The organism is Streptomyces sp. NPDC053755 (assembly GCF_040677675.1).
Taxonomy (GTDB): domain Bacteria; phylum Actinomycetota; class Actinomycetes; order Streptomycetales; family Streptomycetaceae; genus Streptomyces.
Window position 1 is genome coordinate 93606 of record NZ_JBFASK010000024.1, and the last position, 18041, is coordinate 111646.

At 72.7% G+C, this 18041-nt stretch carries 14 protein-coding genes; 5 read left to right on the forward strand and 9 right to left on the reverse strand.

The window, feature by feature from the left end; genetic code table 11:
- Positions 1–48: 48 nt before the first annotated feature.
- Entirely contained in the window at positions 49–969 is a 921-nt protein-coding gene (locus AB0K65_RS22665; protein WP_365719243.1) for a GNAT family N-acetyltransferase, read from the forward strand.
- Positions 950–1435: a DUF402 domain-containing protein gene (locus AB0K65_RS22670; protein ID WP_365719245.1), complete on the forward strand. Its 486-nt coding sequence runs from the start codon at positions 950–952 to the stop codon at positions 1433–1435. Before AB0K65_RS22665 ends, AB0K65_RS22670 begins: the two co-directional genes overlap by 20 nt.
- A 58-nt stretch (positions 1436–1493) precedes the next feature.
- Here AB0K65_RS22670 and AB0K65_RS22675 read toward each other — a convergent pair whose 3' ends face one another.
- The 4 genes from AB0K65_RS22675 to AB0K65_RS22690 form a co-directional block, all read right to left on the reverse strand.
- The gene (locus AB0K65_RS22675; RefSeq protein ID WP_365719247.1) at positions 1494–1907 is read right to left on the reverse strand and encodes a DUF6299 family protein; all 414 of its coding nucleotides are present in this window, start codon (positions 1905–1907) and stop codon (positions 1494–1496) included.
- A 198-nt stretch (positions 1908–2105) separates the two neighbouring features.
- The gene (locus AB0K65_RS22680; RefSeq protein WP_365719249.1) at positions 2106–3602 is read right to left on the reverse strand and encodes a tripartite tricarboxylate transporter permease; all 1497 of its coding nucleotides are present in this window, start codon (positions 3600–3602) and stop codon (positions 2106–2108) included.
- A 2-nt stretch (positions 3603–3604) separates the two neighbouring features.
- Positions 3605–4153 (reverse strand): tripartite tricarboxylate transporter TctB family protein, encoded by a 549-nt coding sequence (locus tag AB0K65_RS22685; protein WP_365719283.1) that lies wholly within the window; start codon positions 4151–4153, stop codon positions 3605–3607.
- A gap of 209 nt (positions 4154–4362) precedes the next feature.
- The gene (locus AB0K65_RS22690) at positions 4363–5346 is read right to left on the reverse strand and encodes a tripartite tricarboxylate transporter substrate binding protein (protein ID WP_365719251.1); all 984 of its coding nucleotides are present in this window, start codon (positions 5344–5346) and stop codon (positions 4363–4365) included.
- A 121-nt stretch (positions 5347–5467) separates the two neighbouring features.
- On the opposite strand from AB0K65_RS22690, the gene AB0K65_RS22695 reads away from it, so the two are divergent.
- The gene (locus AB0K65_RS22695) at positions 5468–6139 is read left to right on the forward strand and encodes a response regulator (protein WP_365719253.1); all 672 of its coding nucleotides are present in this window, start codon (positions 5468–5470) and stop codon (positions 6137–6139) included.
- A gap of 139 nt (positions 6140–6278) precedes the next feature.
- On the opposite strand, the gene AB0K65_RS22700 is transcribed toward AB0K65_RS22695, so the two are convergent.
- Positions 6279–7067 carry a DUF72 domain-containing protein gene (locus AB0K65_RS22700; protein WP_365719255.1) on the reverse strand — a complete coding sequence of 263 codons (789 nt, stop codon included), beginning with the start codon at positions 7065–7067 and terminating at the stop codon, positions 6279–6281.
- A gap of 295 nt (positions 7068–7362) precedes the next feature.
- On the opposite strand from AB0K65_RS22700, the gene AB0K65_RS22705 reads away from it, so the two are divergent.
- Positions 7363–8406: a lytic polysaccharide monooxygenase gene (locus AB0K65_RS22705; protein WP_365719257.1), complete on the forward strand. Its 1044-nt coding sequence runs from the start codon at positions 7363–7365 to the stop codon at positions 8404–8406.
- A gap of 29 nt (positions 8407–8435) precedes the next feature.
- On the opposite strand, the gene AB0K65_RS22710 is transcribed toward AB0K65_RS22705, so the two are convergent.
- From AB0K65_RS22710 to AB0K65_RS22720, 3 genes are all read right to left on the reverse strand, one after another.
- A complete protein-coding gene (locus AB0K65_RS22710; RefSeq protein ID WP_365719259.1) occupies positions 8436–9329 on the reverse strand; it encodes an alpha/beta fold hydrolase in 894 nt (297 codons plus the stop codon).
- Positions 9330–9506: 177 nt separating this feature from the next.
- Positions 9507–10466 (reverse strand): hypothetical protein, encoded by a 960-nt coding sequence (locus AB0K65_RS22715; RefSeq protein ID WP_365719261.1) that lies wholly within the window; start codon positions 10464–10466, stop codon positions 9507–9509.
- Positions 10463–14083: a DNA polymerase III subunit alpha gene (locus AB0K65_RS22720; protein ID WP_365719263.1), complete on the reverse strand. Its 3621-nt coding sequence runs from the start codon at positions 14081–14083 to the stop codon at positions 10463–10465. The genes AB0K65_RS22715 and AB0K65_RS22720 overlap by 4 nt, the downstream gene beginning before the upstream one ends.
- Before the next feature lie 160 nt (positions 14084–14243).
- On the opposite strand from AB0K65_RS22720, the gene AB0K65_RS22725 reads away from it, so the two are divergent.
- Positions 14244–15269, forward strand: coding sequence for a DUF3533 domain-containing protein (locus tag AB0K65_RS22725; protein ID WP_365719265.1), 1026 nt, complete (start codon positions 14244–14246; stop codon positions 15267–15269).
- An 88-nt stretch (positions 15270–15357) separates the two neighbouring features.
- Here AB0K65_RS22725 and AB0K65_RS22730 read toward each other — a convergent pair.
- The coding region (locus tag AB0K65_RS22730; protein ID WP_365719267.1) for a hypothetical protein at positions 15358–18041 on the reverse strand (2684 nt) is incomplete at its 5' end.

Consider the following 18041-nt stretch of genomic DNA (forward strand, 5'->3'; position numbering starts at 1 on the left):
GGAAAATGGGAGGCGGCCCCGCCACCGGCCGCCGTAGCGTGCGGGCCCATGACTGTGATCGTGCGTGATGTACGGCCCGAGGACGCCGAGGGCTTCGCCCGGGTGCGGCACGCTGCCCTGCCGTTCATGCTCGCCACCCCCGCCCAGGTGGCCTTCGACTGGGCCCACGCCCATCCCGACGCCCATGAGCGGCCTCTGGTCGCCGAGATCGACGGGGAGATCGTCGGGACCTCGCAACTGCGCGTCGCGCACGACGCCCCGGAGCCGGGAGTCGGCTCCGTCAACGTCTACGTCCACCCGGAGAAGCGGGGGCTCGGCGCCGGCGCCCTGCTGTTGCGCGCCTCCGAGGAACACCTCACCGAGGTCGGCGCGACCACGCTCTACAGCTGGGTGCTCGACGAGCCCGGATTCCGCGCCTTCGCCGAACGGCACGGGTACACCCCCCGGCGCTCCGCGCACTTCCTGCGGCTCGACCTGACGACCGCCGGCCTGCCGCCGCTCCCGGAGACGCCCACCGGAGTGGAGCTGCGCACCGCCGCCGACTTCGCCGCCGATCCGCGCCCCCTGTTCCTGCTCGACGCGCTGACCACGGCGGACGAGCCGGGAGACGTCGGCGCCGAGCTGACGGACTACGCCCACTGGCTGGACACGACGTGGAACCATCCCCTCTTCGACCGTGAGCTGACGACCGTCGCCGTGGTCGACGGGCGCCCCGCGGCGTTCAGCGCCGCCCAGACCGACGGGCGGGGCCGCTACAGCTCGGCGATGACCGGCACCGACCCGGCGTTCCGGGGCCGGGGCCTGGCCAAGCTCGCCAAGACCCGTTCGCTCCATCGCGCCCGGGCGGCCGGCTGCACGGAGGCGTTCACCGGCAACGACGCCGGGAACGAGCCGATGCTGGCGATCAACAGGTGGTTCGGTTACGACGTCTGCGCGACGGAGGTACGTCATGTCCGCACGTTCGGTTGAGGTGGTGCTGGTCAAGGCCGGTCGGACGAAGATCCGTTACCCGGCCGAGGTCCTCGCCGACGACGGCACCCGCCTCACCGTCCGCGCCCCCTGGGCCGCGGAGGGGGTGCGGGACTTCGGCTTCGTACGGTTCGAGCCGGGTGACGTCTTCGTCGAGTACTACTGGCGCGACCGCTGGTACGCGATCAAGGAGGTCCGTGCCGCCGACGGCACGCTCAAGGGCTGGTACTGCGACATCGCCCGGCCCGCCGTGATCGACGAGGGCGCGGGCGAGGTGGTGGTCGAGGATCTGGACCTGGACCTGTGGGTGTCGGCGGACGGCAGCGAGGTGCTGCGGCTCGACGAGGACGAGTTCGAGGCCGGCGGGCTCGCCGCCTCCGACCCGGAGGCCGCGGCACGCGCCGTCGTCGCCCTCGACGAGCTGGAGGTGCTCGGCCGCGAGGGCCTGAGGGAACTGCTGCGGTAGGGAGCCCGGCCCACGGCGCGGACCGGCGGGGGGGCCGCGCCGTGGGGCGTCCTCCGGCTCAGCGCAGGGTGACGTCGGAGTCCTGCGCGGCCAGGAAGCCGGGCATCGGCAGCCCCATCGGACCGGTCGGCGTGAGCTGCATCAGCGTGGCCTTCACCCGGGCCGCGCCCGCCCGGTAGGCGGGCTCCTTCACGACCCCCGAGTTGGTCCAGGTGCGCACCTGGCCGTCGCAGACGGCCCGGGTGCCGCCGATCCCGGCGGAGAGGTTCTGCTGGACGAGGGTGCTGCCGACGAAGACGGGGCCGGCGCTGTCGTCGAAGCAGCGGTAGGTGCCGGAGACGGTGACCGTGCCGTCGTCGGCCACGGTCCCGTACGCGTCGACGGAGAGATCGTCGGCCTGTTCCGCCTGGGCGGCGGTCGCGGTGGCGGCCATGAGCAGGCTGGAGGCGGCGAGGGCGAGACGAAGACGCATGGGCGCGGTCCCTTTCGGGTGGGGGAACGTTGCCCGCCAGGGATATCGGATCAGGCCGCCCACTGTCCGAAACTCACCCTTTCGGGGGCGCGTTGGGACCGGATGCGACCGCTCGCGGCCAGAATGACCGTCATACGGTCGTACGGACCGGGATCCTTCTCCGCGCGGTCGGGGACCCGCGGAGAAGGATCCCGGCGGTCATGCCGTCCTCTCGCGGCGGCGCCCGATCACCTTCCTCACCAGCGGCCAGACCAGCAGGAGCACGACGACGGCGTACACGGTGACGGAGAAGGGGGTGTCGACCAGGCCGGCCGGGGAACCGTCGCTGATTTGGAGCGCTCGCCGCAGCTGCTGCTCGGCGGCCGGTCCGAGGATCACGCCGATGACGGCCGGCAGGACGGGCAGTCCGTACCGCCGCATACCGAGGCCGACGAGGCCGACGGCCAGCAGGATGACCAGGTCGAGCGCCTCTCCGCCGACCGCGTAGGCACCGACGGCGGCGAAGAAGAGGATGCCGGCGTAGAGGTACGGGCGCGGGATGCGCAGCAGCTTGGCCCAGACGGGGGCGAGCGGCAGGTTGAGCGCCAGGAGCAGGACCATGCCGACGAAGAGCGAGGCGATCAGGCCCCAGACCAGGTCGGGTTCGCGCTCGAAGAGGAGCGGTCCCGGCTGTATGCCGTACTGCTGGAAGGCGGCGAGCATGACGGCCGCGACGGCGGTCGTCGGCAGCCCCAGCGTGAGCATCGACACGAGGGTGCCGGCGGCCGACGCGGAGGCGGCGGACTCGGGACCGGCGACGCCCTCGATGGCCCCCTTGCCGAACTGGTCCTTGTGCTTCGAGAGCCGCTTCTCCGTGACGTACGAGAGGAAGGTGGGGATCTCCGCGCCGCCGGCCGGGATCGCGCCGAACGGGAACCCGATGAAGGGCCCGCGCAGCCAGGACTTCCAGGTGCGCCGGACGTCGTCCCCGCCGAGCCACGGCCGTCCGACGGGGATCGCCTCGCCCGCCGTACGGCGCAGATGCGCGGCGACCCACAGGGCCTCGCCGATGGCGAAGAGACCGACCGCGACGATGACGACGTCGACGCCGTCGGCGAGCTGGAGCGAGCCGAAGGTGAGGCGCTGCTGACCGGTCATCTGGTCCAGGCCGATGAGGCCGATCGTGAGACCGATGAGGAGCGAGGCCAGGCCGCGGACGCGGGAGGAGCCGAGGACGGAGGTCACCGCGATGAAGGCGAGCACCATGATCGCGAAGTAGTCGGGCGCGCCGATGTCCACGGCGAGCGCGGCGACGGTCGGGGCGAGGACGACGAGCAGGATCGTACCGACCATGCCCCCGGCGAAGTGGCCGATGGCGGCGGCCGCGAGCGCCTGCGCGCCCCGGCCGGCCTTGGCCATGGGATTGCCCTCGATGGCGGCGACGACGGCGGCACTCTCGCCGGGGGTGTTGAGCAGGATGGACGTGGTGGAGCCGCCGAACATGGCTCCGTAGTAGATGCCGGCGAACATGATGAACGCGCCGGTCGGTTCGAGCCCGTAGGTCACCGGGAGCAGCAGGGCGACCGCCATGGCGGGGCCGATGCCGGGCAGGACGCCGATGGCGGTGCCGAGGAGCACGCCGATCGCGGCCCACAGCAGGTTCATCGGGGTGAGGGCCGTGCCGAAGCCGTCGATGAGCGAGTTCAGTGAGTCCATGGTCAGAGCACTCCCATCAACGGGCCGCCGGGCAGCGGGACTCCGAGCAGGTGGTCGAAGACGATGTAGGTGAGGAGGGAGAGGCCGGCGGCGATGAGGGGATCGCGTCGCGGGTGGCGGCTGCCCAGCGCGTAGGCCGCGCCCCAGAAGAGGAGGGCTCCGGCGACAGGGAAGCCCACCGGGCCGATGAGGACGGCGAAGGCGAGGAAGACACCGGCGAGGAGCAGGACCGTGCGCCAGTCGGCGGGCTCGGACAGGTCGACGTCCTCGCCGCCCTCGGCCTCACCGCGGCCGCCGCGCAGGACGTCGACCGTGAGGAGCACGGCGACGACGAGGAGGCCGACGCCGACGACGACCGGCACGGTACGGGGGCCGACGGGGCCCCGCTGCGTGATGTCGACGGTCATGGTGAGGGCGTCGGTGAGGACGAGGACGCCGATGAGGAGGAGCAGCAGGCCGACGCCGAGCTCGGAGTGCTCGCGCAGCCAGGATCCCCGCTTCCTGGTCGCGGGGGCTCCGGCGGCCTCGGGAGACTTCCGCTGCCCCGGCACCGTGGGAGCCGTGGCCGTGTCGGCGGTCTCGTCCGTTCCGGGGGCCTCAGGGGTCCCGGAGCCCTCGGGCCGGCCGGAGGTACGGGCGGTCTCGGGGGTCCCGGAGCCCTCGGGCCGGCCGGGGGTCCGGGCGGTCTCGGGGGTCCGGGCGGTCTCGGCGGTGTCGGGGGTCCGGGCGGTCTCGGGGGTGTCGGGGGTGTCGGGGGTGTTCACAGTCCCAGCTCCTTCAGGACGGAGCCGACGCGCCGGTCCTGTTCGGTGAGGAAGTCCCCGAACCGCTCGCCGGGCAGGAAGGCGTCGTTCCAGCCGTTCTTCTTCAGCGACTCCCGCCACTGCGGGGAGGCGTGCAGCTCGCTCACCAGGCCGACCAGCTTGGCCCGTTCGGCCTCGGAGAGGCCGGGAGGGGCGACGATGCCGCGCCAGTTGGTGAACTCCGTGTCGAGCCCCGCCTCCCGCAGGGTGGGGGCGTCGAGCCCGGGGACCCGCTTGGCTCCGGTGACGGCGAGGAGACGCAGTTCGCCGGACTTGATCTGGTCGAGGTACTCGCCGACGCCCGAGACGCCGAAGGCGACCTTGTCGCCGAGGATGGAGGCGAGGAGTTCGCCTCCACCGTCGAAGGGGATGTAGTTCACGGTCCTGGGCGCGATGCCGGCGGCCTGCGCCATCAGCATCGGGGCGAGGTGGTCGGGTCCGCCGGGCGACGACCCGCCGCCGACGGGCAGCTTGCCGGGGTCCTTCTTCCAGGCGGCGAGAAGCTCCTGGATGGTGCGGTACGGAGAGTCCTTGCCGACCACGACGATGTCCTGCTCCTCGGTGAGCCGGGCGATCGGAGTGGTGTCGGCGAGGGTCTTCGGGGTTTTGTTGGTGTGGACGGCTCCGACGACGCCGAGACCCATGGACATCGCGAGCCGGCCGTTGCCGTGCTCGCCGACGAGCCGGGTGAGGCCGACGGTGCCGCCCGCGCCTGGCAGGTTGAAGACCTCGATGCCGGTGGTGAGACCGGCGTCCTCGGCGTTCTTGGCAGCCGTGCGGGCCGTGATGTCGTATCCGCCGCCGGGCGTGTTGGGGACCATGAACCGCAGGCCCGGTATCTGCGTGCCGGTGTCGGAGCCGCTGCCGGTGGAGAGCAGCGGCGGCCCCACGAGCACCAGCAGCGCCGCCCCGAACAGGGCGAGGGGAGTGCGCAGACGCACGTGTGCCGCCTCTCGGTAGGTGAGTGAAGTGGCCCACATGTTGCCCGCGCGTTAAGAAGCTGTCTCTCTTCCGCAATCAACGGACGTTGTGGTCCTTGTGGTCGCGACCTAGCGTGGCGGCGTGACGAAGGTGCTGGTGGTGGACGACGACTTCATGGTCGCGAAGCTGCACAGCCGCTATGTGTCGACTGTGGACGGTTTCTCCGTCGTCGGGGTCGCGCACAGCGGCGCCGAGGCGCTGCGCGCCGCGGGCCTGCTGCGCCCCGATCTGGTGCTGCTCGACATCTTCCTGCCCGACATGGACGGGATCAGCGTGCTGCGCGAGCTGCGCGGGGCGGGCCTCGGGGTCGACGCGCTGTTCATCACGGCGGCACGGGACGCGGGCATGATCCGTTCGGCGCTGCGGGCGGGTGCGCTGCACTATCTGATCAAGCCGTTCAACCAGGCCGCCCTGCAGGAGCAGCTGCGGCACGTGGCCTCGCTGCGCAGCCGCCTGGAGGAGCTGGACGAGGCCCGGCAGGAGGACGTGGACCAGATCTTCGGCACCCGCCCGCCCGGTTCGCGGGAGCTGCCCAAGGGCCTGGCGGCGCCCACGGCGGAGTTGGTGGACGGCATCCTGCGGGCGCATCCGGAGGGTCTGTCGGCGACGGAGTGCGCGGAGGCGGGGGCACTGTCCCGGGTGAGCGCCCGGCGCTATCTGGAGTACTTCGCGGAGACGGGCCGCGCGGAGATCACCCTGCGGTACGGAGGGACGGGCCGCCCGGAACGGCGCTACCGGCGCCTCGGCGGCTGACGCCCGCCCCTCGGCCCCGGGCGCGCGACCCCGGTGCCGGCCGCCCCTCCGGACGGCGAGGCTCAGGGCGGCGCGGCTCAGGGCTGCGCGGCTCAGGGCTGCGGATCTGCGGGTCCCCTCCGGGTCCGGACGGCGCGGCTCACCACGCCGGTCCTCCGCCCGCCGGGCCCTCGGGTGTGCGGCTCACTGTCCGCCCCCGCGCCGCCACGGCCCGGGCGAAGCGGGAGGCGTCGACGACGGCCGCGCCGCCGGTGTCGTTGTTGAAGTACGCGTACACCTCGGCCTCGTCCGGCCAGGCGTCGGCGAGGCGTCCGGCCCAGGAGGCCAGCGCCTGGCGGCCGTAGCGGGGCGCCGGGCGGGCGAGGCCGGCGTGGAACCGTACGTACCCCCAGGGCGCGGTGCGCCACAGCGGTGTCACCGGGCGCGATCCGCGGTCGGCCCAGCACAGCGCGCTGCCGTACCGCTCGAGCACCGTCCGCAGCGGGCGTTCCGCCTCCCACCACGAGGGGTGGCGGAGCTCCACGGCGACCCGGACGGAGTCGGGAAAGCACCGCAGACAGGCGTCCAGGGCATCGACGTCCTCGCGGAACCGGGGCGGCAGCTGGATCAGCACGGGCCCGAGCCGGTCGCCGAGCCCGGCCGCGCGGTCCATCAGGCGCGCCACCGGCTCCTCGGGGTCGCGCAGCCGTTTGAGATGCGTCAGATAGCGGCTCGCCTTGACCGCCATGACGAATCCCTCCGGCGTCCGCACCCGCCAGGACGCGAAGGTCTCGGCAGTGGGCAGCCGGTAGAAGGCGTTGTTGTTCTCGACGGTGGCGAAGGACCGGGCGTACTCCTCCAGCCACTCTCGCTGCGGCACCGCGGGCGGGTAGAGGACCCCGCGCCAGTCCCGGTACTGCCACCCGGAGGTTCCGACGCGTACGGGCATGGCCGGTCCCTCCTCTCGGAAGGGTCCGGGCTCCACCGCCCCGCCACGGACCGGACCCACGGTCGCTCGGTGGCCCGGCTCCACCGTCTCGGCACCGCTCGGGTCCAGAGTCCCCGACGGGGCCGGACGCGCTGTCCCGAAGCGGCCGTGCCGACCTTTCTATTGTGCCGCTTAGGGGCTCCTTAAAGCGACCATAAGGATCGCCATCACCCGTTCCCAGCGGCCCTTTTCACGGATCTCGGCGGCTAGCTTGCTCAGCGACCCCCACGTTCCCCTCTCGAAGGAGTCGCTCCTCATGACCGCTCGCCGTACGGCCGCCACCGCTCTCGTCCTCGGCATCGCGCCGCTCGCGATGGCCGGTCTCGCCGCCGCCCCGGCCGTCGCGCACGGGTCGATGACGGATCCGGTGAGCCGGGTCTCGGCCTGTTACGCGGAAGGGCCCGAGAGTCCGCGGTCGGCGGCGTGCAAGGCCGCGGTGGCGGCGAGCGGGGCGCAGGCGTTCTACGACTGGAACGCGGTGAACATCGCCAACGCCGCCGGCAAGCACCGTGAGCTGATCCCGGACGGCAAGCTGTGCAGCGCGGGCAACGACAAGTACCGCGGCCTCGACCTGGCGCGCGGCGACTGGCCGGCGAGCAAGCTGGTCTCCGGGGCGCACACCTTCCGCTACAAGGCGACCGCGCCGCACCGGGGCTCCATCGCGCTGTACGTCACCAAGGAGGGCTACGACCCGTCGAGGCCGCTGAAGTGGTCGGACCTGGAGGAGAAGCCCTTCGCGACGGTGACCGACCCGAAGCTCGAGAACGGGGACTACGTCTTCGGCGGGACCGTCCCGCAGAGGTCCGGGCGGCACCTGATCTATTCGGTCTGGCAGCGCTCGGACTCCCCCGAGGCGTTCTACACCTGCTCCGACGTCGTCTTCGGCCAGGACAACGGTGGCGCGGGCGGTGCCCCGGCCCCGACGGCGAGCGCGCCGAGCAAGGAGCAGATCGAGGACGGGAAGGACCAGTCCTCGGTCGAGCACGGCGGGCATGGGGACGACGACGCCGGGACCGGGGCGAAGGAGACCGCGGCGGCGCCCGCGGCACCGGCCTCGGAATCCGTCGCGCCGGCCCCGGCGCCGTCCGAGGCCGCCGGGTCGGGCGAGGCCACGCCCGGTGCGTCCGCGCCGAACGCGCCCGCAGCCGCCGGCGCGGGCGAGAACCTCGCCGAGACCGGTGGCGACGGCTCGACCCCGTACATCGCGGTCGGCGGCGCCGCCGTGCTGGCGATGGGCGCGGCCGTGCTCTTCGCCACGGTCCGCCGTTCGTCGCCGTCGACGGGCCGCCACAGCCGCTGACCCGGTCGGGACCGGCCGGATCGGGTGGATCAGCCGATCACCGAGAGGCAGGTGGTCGGGGTCGCGTGGGCCGGGTCGAGGGCGTTCTCGACCTCGTGGAACGTGACCCGGTCCACCGTCCCGATCGCGACGTGCTCCGACAGGTCGAGCGCGCACTTGTCCTGGATGACGACGTTGGTGACGTTCGGACCGTCGAGGAACCCCGAGCGGTAGGGGGTGACGACCTCGTCGTACTTGGTCGCGATGACGGTGTAGGTGACGCCGGGGACCGTGTCCCCGCCCTCGTTGAGCTTGGTGAGGAAGGGCGAGCCGGCCACCTGGTCGGCGAGGCCGGGGGTCTTCTCGTCGATCAGGTCGGCGACGCCGGGGAAGTACGGCAGCAGCCGGGTGAGGCCGAGCAGCGTCGTGCCGTGGTTGTCGGGGGCGATGCCGACGAGCGCGCGGACCTTCTCGGCGCCGCCGAGGAACTTGAGGTAGTAGCGGGGCATCATGCCGCCCTGCGAGTGGCCGACGAGGTCGGCCTCGGCGGCCCCGGTCGCCGCGAGCACCCTGTCCACGTAGGCGTCGAGCTGTTCGGCGGACTTGTCGATCGGCCCGAGGCCGTGGAAGAAGGGCACGTTCGGCAGCTGCCCGTAGTCGAGCGAGAAGACGCAGTACCCGCGGTTGACCAGGTAGGGCGCGAGCACCAGCCAGTTGTCGACGGAGTTCCCGAAGGTGCCGTGGACGAGGACGACGGGGCGGGGGTGGGCGGCGGAGGGCTTGCAGGAGAAGTCGTTCCAGCCCCGGCCGGCGGCCGCGGCGGAGGTGTCGGCCGTGAGGGACGTGGACGTGTCGGCCTGGGCCGAGGCGGTGGGCGCGAGGGTGGCGGCGGCGGTCAGCAGCAGGACGGACACGGCTCTCAGCGCGTGTTTCCAGGGCAGCATCGTGCGATCTCCTTGCGGCTCAAGGGAAATCCGGGCGAACGATGACAGCGAGCCCTGCGGTCCGGACCACAAGTGGGGATGCTCTGCTCATGACAAGCTACGCACGGGTAGCCTTTGCTGGGAAGTTACGCGTCGGTAAAAACTGACCGCTCGTCACGACGGAGCAACGGCCGCGTGTCAGGCCGCCAGTGAGCCCGGCAGGACAGCCCGCGGACCGAACTTCGCCCGCGCCCGGTCGGCCACCGCCTCCAGCCGTCGGGCCCTGTCGTCCGCCGGGTCGAAGGTCAGCTGTCGCGCGGCCCCCTCGGCGGGCATGAGCCCTTCGGCGCGCAGCGCGATCCCCCGCACCCGTGCGCGCTGCAGCCCGAACGACTCGTGGACCGTGTACACGAGGTCGGTGAGCGCCGCCGTGTGGGCGGTCGGCTCGCGCAGCGTGCGGGTACGGCTGCTGGTGGAGCGGTCCGCGTACCGCACGGTGACCGTCAGGGAGCGGCACACCTGCCCCTCCGCCCGCATCCGGGCGCCCAGCTCATCGGCGAGCGAGAGCAGCGCCCTGCGCTGGGCAGACGGATCCAACTCGTCGTGGGCGAAGGAGCGTTCGGCCGCCAGGGAACGGGAGGCCGCGTTCGGCACGACCGGGGTGCGGTCGACACCCCGCGCCCGCTCGGCCAGTTCGCGCCCCGCCTTCGCCCCGAGCAGCCGCTGGAGCACCGCGAGGGGCGCGTCCGCGACCCGCCCGATGGAGTCGAGGCCGTAGGCGCAGAGGGTACGGGCGGTGGCGCGGCCGACCCCGTCGAGCGCGGCGACCGGGCGGTCCCGCAGGAAGCGCTCGGGGTCCTCGACGACCAGGGTGGCGCCGGGCCGGGCCTCACGGGCCGCCATCCGGGCCAGCATCGGGTTGGGCCCGGCACCGACGACGCAGTCAATGCCGTACAGCGCGAGCGCCCTGACCCGTATCACCGAGGCCAGCTCCGCCGGGCTCCAGCCGAAATAGCGCAGCGCGCCGCGCACGTCCGCGAGCAGGGTGTCGGGCGGGGCGGCCTCGACGACCGGGGTGAACTCGCCCACCAGGGACAGCAGCCGCGGCAGCATCGCCTCGTACAGGGGCTCCAGCCGGAACCGTACACAGAGGATCATCCCGCGCTCCCCGGACTGCTGTGCCACAGCTTCCGCGGCGGGGTCACCGCGCCGTCACCGGCGGGCCGGAGGTCCGCCCAGGGGTTCATCTGGAAGCCGGTCGACATCCTGATCCGGCGACCGCTGTCACCGCCGTCGCCGGAGGGCAGGGGCTCGGCGAGCCGCTCCCCCACCGCTTCCAGACCGCCGGCCGCCCGCAGCTCCACCAGTTCGGCGAGGTTCCAGGCCGCGGACCCCACCACACTGAGGCTGCGCGGGCCGCGCCGCTGCACCACGCCCCGGACGAGCAGCAGCCAGGAGTGGAAGACGGTGTGGGCGCAGGCCTCGTGGGAGTCGTCGAAGAAGGCGACGTCGACCAGGCCCGTCCCGTCGTCGAGCGTGGTGAAGACGACCCGCCTGCCGGAGCGGATCGGCGGGGTCTGGGTGGCCGCCTTGGCGCCCGCGACCAGGACGGTCTCCCCGTGCCGGGCCTCGCGCAGCCGCTTGGCGGAGACCACGCCCAGTTCGCGCAGGAAGGCGTGGTGATCGCCCATCAGGTGACGGGAGGCGTCCATGCCGAGGACGCCCAGCTCGGCGCTGAGCCGCTCCGACTCGTCCAGGTCGGGCAGGCCGATGGGGGCGGTCTTCATGCCCTGGGCGAGAGGGAGCTGGCCGCCGTAGGATGCCGCCCCCCGCTGAGTGCGGTGCAGTTCGGTCAGGTGCAGCAGCAGATCCCGGCGGTTGGCGCCGAAGGCGTCCAACGCACCCACCTGCGCGAGTCGTTCGGCCACCGGCTTGCGCGGTCGGGCGCGCTCCCAGAAGTCGAGCAGCGAGGCGTAGGGCTGCCCGGCCTCGATCCGCGCGCTCTCCGCCTCGCTGATGCCGTGGACATCGGCGAGGGCCAGCCGGAGCCCCCACACCTTCGGGACCTCGGACACCAGTTCGATACGGTGGGTGGCGGCGGACCTGTTCACGTCCAAGGGCAGCACCGGCACGCCACGCCGCCGCGCGTCCGCGAGCAGCAGCCGCTTCGGGTACATCCCCGGGTCGTGGGTGAGCAGCCCTGCGTAGAAGGCCGCCGGGTGGTGCGCCTTGAGCCAGGCCGACTGGTAGGTCGGCACGGCGAAGGCCACCGCGTGCGCCTTGCAGAAGCCGTACGAGCCGAAGGCCTCCACGATCTCCCAGGCGCGGGCGATCGTCTCGTAGTCGTACCCCCGGCGCTCCGCCCGCTGGGCGAACCAGATCCTGATCCGGCCCGCCGACTCGGGATGCGAGAGCCCGCGGCGCGCCTGGTCCGCCTCGCCGCGACCGCAGTCGGTCATGATCCGTACGATCTCGATGATCTGCTCGTGGAAGACGACGACGCCGTACGTCTCCTTCAGCGCGTCCTCCAGGTCCGGGTGCGGATAGCGGGCGGGGGCCCGGCCGTGACGGGCCTCGATGAACGGGCGGACCATGTCGGCGGCGACGGGTCCCGGCCGGAAGAGCGAGATGTCGACGACGAGGTCGTGGAAGGTGGCGGGCTGGAGCCGGCCGACCAGGTCACGCTGGCCGGGCGACTCGATCTGGAAGCAGCCGAGGGTCTCGGTGGACTGGATGAGCCGGTACGTCTTCGGATCGCCCGGCTCGACCTGCTCCGGGTCGTCGAGGTCCACCCGCTCGCCCGACGCCCGCTCGATCTCGGCGACGGCATGGGCCATGGCGGACTGCATCCGCACCCCGAGGACGTCGAGCTTCAGCAGTCCGAGGTCCTCGACGTCCTCCTTGTCGAACTGGGACATGGGGAAGCCCTCGCCACTGGTGGGCACGACGGGGGTACGGGTGAGCAGCGAGGCGTCCGAGAGCAGCACCCCGCACGGGTGCATCGCGATGCCGCGCGGCAGCTTGTCGAGGGCCTCGACCAGCTCCCAGAGCCTGCCGTACTCCCCCTTCTCGCCCGCGAGGGCACGCAGCTCCGGCAGTTCGTCGAGGGCGGCGAGCGCGTCCCGGGCCCGGATGTGCGGGAACGCCTTGGCGATCCGGTCGATCTCGGCGGGATCCATGGACAGGGCCGCGCCCACGTCCCGTATCGCGTGGCGGACCCGGTAGGTCTCGGGCATGGCGACGGTGGCGACCCGCTCGGTGCCGAAGCGGTCGATGATCGCGCGGTAGACCTCCAGGCGGCGGGCGGACTCCACGTCGATGTCGATGTCGGGCAGGGCGGTGCGGTTCTTGGACAGGAAGCGCTCCATCAGCAGCCCGTGTTCGACCGGGTCGGCGTGGGCGATGCCGAGGAGGTGGTTGACGAGGGAGCCGGCACCGGAGCCCCGGGCGGCGACCCTGATCCCCATCCTCTTGATGTCGTCCACCACCTGCGCGACCGTCAGGAAGTAGGTGGCGAAGCCGTGGTGGGCGATGATGTCCAGCTCGCGGTGCATCCGGTCCCAGTAGGCGCGGCGCCCCTCGTATCCGCGCAGCACCATGCCGGCGGCGGCACGGGAGGCCAGGACGCGCTGGGCGGTGCGGTGCCGGGCGCCGACGAGGTGCGGCTCCGGGAAGTGGGCGGATCCGATTCCGAGGTCGTCCTCGGGATCGAGCAGGCACTCGGCGGCGACGGCCTGGGTCTGTTCGAGCAGCCGGTGGGCCGTGTCCCGGCGGAAGCCCGCGGCCTCGACGATCCGCTCGGCGCCGGCCAGCATGTCGCCGCCGCCCTTGAGCCAGGCCTCGCCGCTGTCGAGTTCCCCGCGGGGGTCGACGGGGACGAGTCGGCGGGCGGAGTCGAGGACGTCGGCGACGGGCCCCTGGCCGGAGTCCGCGTACCGGACGTCGTTGGTGAGGACCGGACGGACGCCCTGCTCGGCGGCGAAGCCGACGGTGCGGGCGGCGAGCCGCAGCGAACCGGGGCCCGTACCGGAGCGGCCGTGGTGGACCGCCTCCAGGCGCAGGGCGTCGCCGTACCGCTCGCGCCAGGGGGCGAGCAGCCGGGCGGCCCGGTCGGGGCGGCCTGCGGCGAGGGCGCGGCCGACGTCGGAGGCGGGGCCGAGGAGCACGGTCAGACCGTCGCCGTGGTTGGCGTCCCAGGGCAGCAGGGGCTGGGGCTGGGCACCGCCGGCCGCGTGGGCGGCGGTGACCATCCGGCAGAGCGCGGCCCAGCCGTCGCGGGAGCGGGCGAGGAAGACGGCGCGGGGCGCGGACTCGTCCACGAAGGCACCCCCGCGCACGGGGACGCGCCGCGCGGAGGTCGCGTCACCGCGCACCGGCCACCCGGCGGGGGTGGCCGCGGACGCGACGCCGCCGACGCGGGCGGCCCGACGGCCGTCCCGGCCGGCACCCTGCGGACCGGGGCCGCCGGCGCCGAGGCCGTCCGAGCCCGGGCCGGTCGAGCCGTGCCCCTGGGGGCCGGGGCCGCGGAGGCCGGAAGCGGCGCCTCCGGTCGGGGCGGGCCCGTCGAGGGCGAGGTCGACACCGAACAGCGGACGCACCCCCGCCGCCGCGCAGGCCTTCGCGAAGCGGACCACGCCCGCGACGGTGTCACGGTCGGTGAGGGCGAGGGCGTCCATGCCGCGCTCGGCGGCACGCTCGGCCAGCCGCTCGGGGTGCGAGCCGCCGTAACGCAGGGAGAAACCCGACGCGGTGTGCAGATGCGTGAACCCCCGCATGTGCACCTCCCGCATCGATTCGTACGTACGTTCCCACCCCCCTCTCCTTCACCATAGACCATTTCGAACGTGCGTACGATACGCCGGGCGCGGTCCTCTCCGTCATCCGTTCGGGCCCAGCCCACCTGCGAGAACACCCCATGCCCCGGAGCGTGGGGGCATGAGTCTCGCCGAGGAACTGAAGAGCGCCGTCACTCCGCGAGCAGCCCTGCTCGTCGTCGGCGTGCTCGCCCTCCAGCTGCTGTTCATCGCCTCCTACGTCGGGGCACTGCACAACCCGAAACCGAAGGACGTGCCCTTCGGGGTGGTCGCACCGCAGCAGGTCTCAGCCCAGCTGGTGGGGCGCCTGGAGCGGCTCCCCGGCGGGCCGCTCGACCCGCGGACGGTCGCGGACGAGGCCGAGGCCCGGAAGCAGATCATGAACCGGGACATCGACGGGGCCCTGGTGGTGAACCCCGCCGGCACCACCGACACCCTGCTCGTCGCCTCCGGCGGAGGCACGGTGCTGTCCTCCGCCCTGGACGCGCTCTTCACCCGGGTCGAGGCAGCCGACCGTCGCACCCTCAGGACCGTCGACATCGCTCCGGCCTCAGAGCAGGACTTCGACGGCCTCTCGGCCTTCTATCTGGTCGTCGGCTGGTGCGTCGGCGGCTACATCTGCGCCGCGATCCTCGCCATCAGCGCGGGCTCCCGCCCCGCGAACCGCGAACGCGCGATCATCCGGCTCGGGGTGCTGGCGCTCTACTCGGTCCTCGGCGGGCTGGGCGGCGCGGTCATCGTCGGCCCGATCCTCGGCGCCCTGCCGGGCAGCGTCGCCGCCCTGTGGGGACTGGGCACCCTGGTCGTCTTCGCGGTCGGCGCCGCCACCCTGGCCCTGCAGTGCCTCTTCGGCATCGTCGGCATCGGGCTCGCGATCCTGCTGATCGTGATCGCGGGCAACCCGAGCGCGGGCGGCGCCTTCCCGCTGCCGATGCTGCCCCCGTTCTGGAGTGCGATCGGCCCCGCCCTGCCGCCGGGCGCGGGGACCTGGGCGGCGCGCTCGATCGCGTACTTCAAGGGCAACGACGTCACCGGTTCGCTCCTGGTCCTCTCGGCCTGGGCCGTCGTGGGCAGCGCGATCACGCTGGTGACGTCCTCCCTGAAGCGCACGCCCGTGGCCGAGCCCCTCGCGGACGAGGTGAACTGACCGGGTCGCGGACGCGACCGGGCCCCGGCCCCCTGGGAGGGGGCCGGGGCCCGGTCCTGTCCTCGGTGTTCCTACCTCAGGCCGGGCATCAGCCGAAGGCCTTGATCCCGTTCCAGTTGACCGACAGCACCGTCTTGACGGGCGCGTTGGTGTTGGTCTTGGAGGGGTGGTAGATCTTGATCGTTCCGTCGGCGGTGGTCCGGGTCCAGATGTCCGGGATCCCGTCCCCGCTGACGTCCGGGATGCCGATGGCGGTGTTGACGTTGGCCTCGGTCCAGCCGGTGCCGTAGGCCACGTCGCCGTTGAGGGAGTTGGCGGCCAGCATCAGCGAGGTGAGGTCGACGCTGCCGGCTCCGGCGGCGCCGGGCTTGCCGTGGCGGACGTACATGTTGCCGTTGTCGAGGTTGCGCCACAGCAGGTCGGGGGTGCCGTCGACGTCGATGTCCGCGACGTTGACGATGTCGCGGCGCTCCCACGCGTCGGCGTTCATCAGCGTGGCGGTCTGGAAGGTGGCGCCGGTGTAGCCGGACAGCACCCAGAAGGACAAGCCGGCCCGCAGGACCAGGTCGGCCCGCTTGTCGCCGGTGATGTCGCCGACGGCCTTGAGCTGCGTCCAGGTGGACGGGGCGGGCGCGTTCGACGGCAGCCTGATCTTGAGCCGGTCGTCGACGTCGAACGTGCCGTAGCCGTCGCCCGGGTAGAGCCAGAAACCGCCGTCGGGCGTACGGGCGAACAGGTCGGTGGAGCCGTCACCGGGGTAGGCGTCGCTGTGGTGGGCGATCAGGGCCGCCTTGCCGGTGGCCGCGTCGAACCAGTGGCCCTTGGGGTGCATGACCACGTTGCCGTCCGCGCCCTTGCTGTACGAGCCGGTCAGACCGGCGTACAGCTCGCCGCCCGGGCTGCCCGGGTAGGAGAAGAGGTTGCCGTTGGCGTCGATGACGAGCAGGTCGGCGATGTTGTCGCCGCCCACGTCACCGGGGCCGTCGGCCGCGTCGCGCGGCGGCACGTAGAACGCGTAGTCGGTCCGCGCGCTGACGTTGCCGAGCGAGTCGAGGGCGAAGATGTGCAGCCAGTTGGGGCCGGCGTGCGGGGGCTTGAGCGCGGGGTCGGTGAAGGCGCCGTTGACCGCCGGGACGTCCGGGTAGTAGATGCCCTCGAAGCCGTAGCGGAACTTGGCCGCTCCCTCGGACCGGAAGGTGATCGAACCGGTGCTGCCGAACTTCACCGAGGCCCAGGTGGCGCCGTCCGAGGTGGCCCGCTTGAACGGGGTGGTCTCCTCGTCGACGGTGGGCTGCGGCGGCGCGGTCGGGTCGATCGTGATGCGGCACGGCTCGGTGGTGTTCGGCGGGAAGTACGTGGACACGGCACCGACCTGGTCGATGGCGTGGACGTCCCACGAGTAGGACGTGGAGGCCGTGATGTCCTTGATCAGCGGGTCGGTGGCGGAGATGATCCGCGTGGCGGTCCCGGAGGAGTTCGGCGTCGCGTCGACCGGGGCAGGAGCCGTGGTGCCGGTCTTCCAGAACCGGAAGCGCAGCTTGGACAGGTTGCCGTCGCCGTCCTTGGCGTTGGCCGACAGGGTGATGTTGGTCTTGCCGATCGTCACGCCCGCGCCGGGACCGGGCACACAGGGCCCACCGGGGGTGCTGGTGCCGGCGGTGGGCTCGCTCGGCGGGCGGTTGTAGTCGACCTCGAAGGTGGCGGAGGTGGCGCGGAACTTGCGCCAGGTCTGCGTGTCGGTCTCGCTGGTGGCGCGCATGCCGAAGGTGATGTTCGACCAGCCGTTGTCGGCGGCCTTCTGCGCGGCGGCCTTCACACCGGCGCTGTCGAACGCCTCGTACGCGTCCGGGCAGGAGGTGGACCAGCCGTGCGCGAAGGACTTCGACTGCAGGTGCGTCGTCCAGGACGGCTGCGCGTTCCACGTCGTACCGGTGGAGATTCCGCCGGTCAGGTAGAACTTGAACTCGCGGTCCGTGCAGGACCAGGAGTGGTTGTTCAGGACCTTGTAGGACGCGCGGGTGACCGTGGCGCCCTTGATCTTCGGGTCGAACTTCATCCGCCAGAAGGAACGGCCCAGGCCGCCGGTGTCGCTCTCGTAGCCCACGCGGGCGTCGGAGGTGCCGGAGGAGAAGTTGGTGCCGTTCCAGAAGCTGCTGTTCGGGTACTTCCGGTAGGCCGTCGTCCACGCCTCGTAGGGCGAGTTCATCGTCGGGTCGACGAAGACCGGGAACTTCACACCCGCCTTGGTGAACAGGCCCGTCGCCGCCACGTTCAGCGAGAGGCGAGCGGTGCTCGTCTTGTCGCCGTCAAGGGCGACGGGGAGCTGCGCGGACTGGGCGCCGGGCTCGATGCCGGTCAGGCCGGAGAGCTTGAGCACGTCCGCCGGGGTGCCGGTGGCGGTACGGGGCGTGGCCTGGGCACCCGACAGCTCGGGGTCGCGGCCGCTGGAGTCCCACGCGAACGGCGTCGGGATGGAGGCGACTTCCTTGCCGGCCTTGTCCAGGACGAGGACGCGGCTCTTGGGGGCGTCGAGGTGGAAGGTGGCCGTCTGGGAGCGGAGCCCGTACGCGACGGACTTCAGCGCTTCCTGCCGGGCCGCTTCGGGGGTCTTGACGATGAGGAGCTGGGCGACGCCGCCTTCCTCGCGTGCGACGAGGAGCAGGTCGACGCCGGGCAGGACCTCGGAGTAGAGGGCGCGCGGGCCGTCGAGGACCGGTTCGGGCAGGGCGCCGGGCCAGGTGTAGGCGACGGTGTGACCGGCGACGTCCATCT

Excerpts from the sequence above, each read along its gene's own strand:
- AB0K65_RS22665 (WP_365719243.1), top strand. The coding sequence starts at position 49 with ATGACTGTGATCGTGCGTGATGTACGGCCCGAGGACGCCGAGGGCTTC.
- AB0K65_RS22670 (WP_365719245.1), top strand. The coding sequence starts at position 950 with ATGTCCGCACGTTCGGTTGAGGTGGTGCTGGTCAAGGCCGGTCGGACG.
- AB0K65_RS22675 (WP_365719247.1), bottom strand. The coding sequence starts at position 1,907 with ATGCGTCTTCGTCTCGCCCTCGCCGCCTCCAGCCTGCTCATGGCCGCC.
- AB0K65_RS22680 (WP_365719249.1), bottom strand. The coding sequence starts at position 3,602 with ATGGACTCACTGAACTCGCTCATCGACGGCTTCGGCACGGCCCTCACC.
- AB0K65_RS22700 (WP_365719255.1), bottom strand. The coding sequence starts at position 7,067 with ATGCCCGTACGCGTCGGAACCTCCGGGTGGCAGTACCGGGACTGGCGC.
- AB0K65_RS22705 (WP_365719257.1), top strand. The coding sequence starts at position 7,363 with ATGACCGCTCGCCGTACGGCCGCCACCGCTCTCGTCCTCGGCATCGCG.
- AB0K65_RS22710 (WP_365719259.1), bottom strand. The coding sequence starts at position 9,329 with ATGCTGCCCTGGAAACACGCGCTGAGAGCCGTGTCCGTCCTGCTGCTG.
- AB0K65_RS22715 (WP_365719261.1), bottom strand. The coding sequence starts at position 10,466 with ATGATCCTCTGTGTACGGTTCCGGCTGGAGCCCCTGTACGAGGCGATG.
- AB0K65_RS22720 (WP_365719263.1), bottom strand. The coding sequence starts at position 14,083 with ATGCGGGGGTTCACGCATCTGCACACCGCGTCGGGTTTCTCCCTGCGT.
- AB0K65_RS22725 (WP_365719265.1), top strand. The coding sequence starts at position 14,244 with ATGAGTCTCGCCGAGGAACTGAAGAGCGCCGTCACTCCGCGAGCAGCC.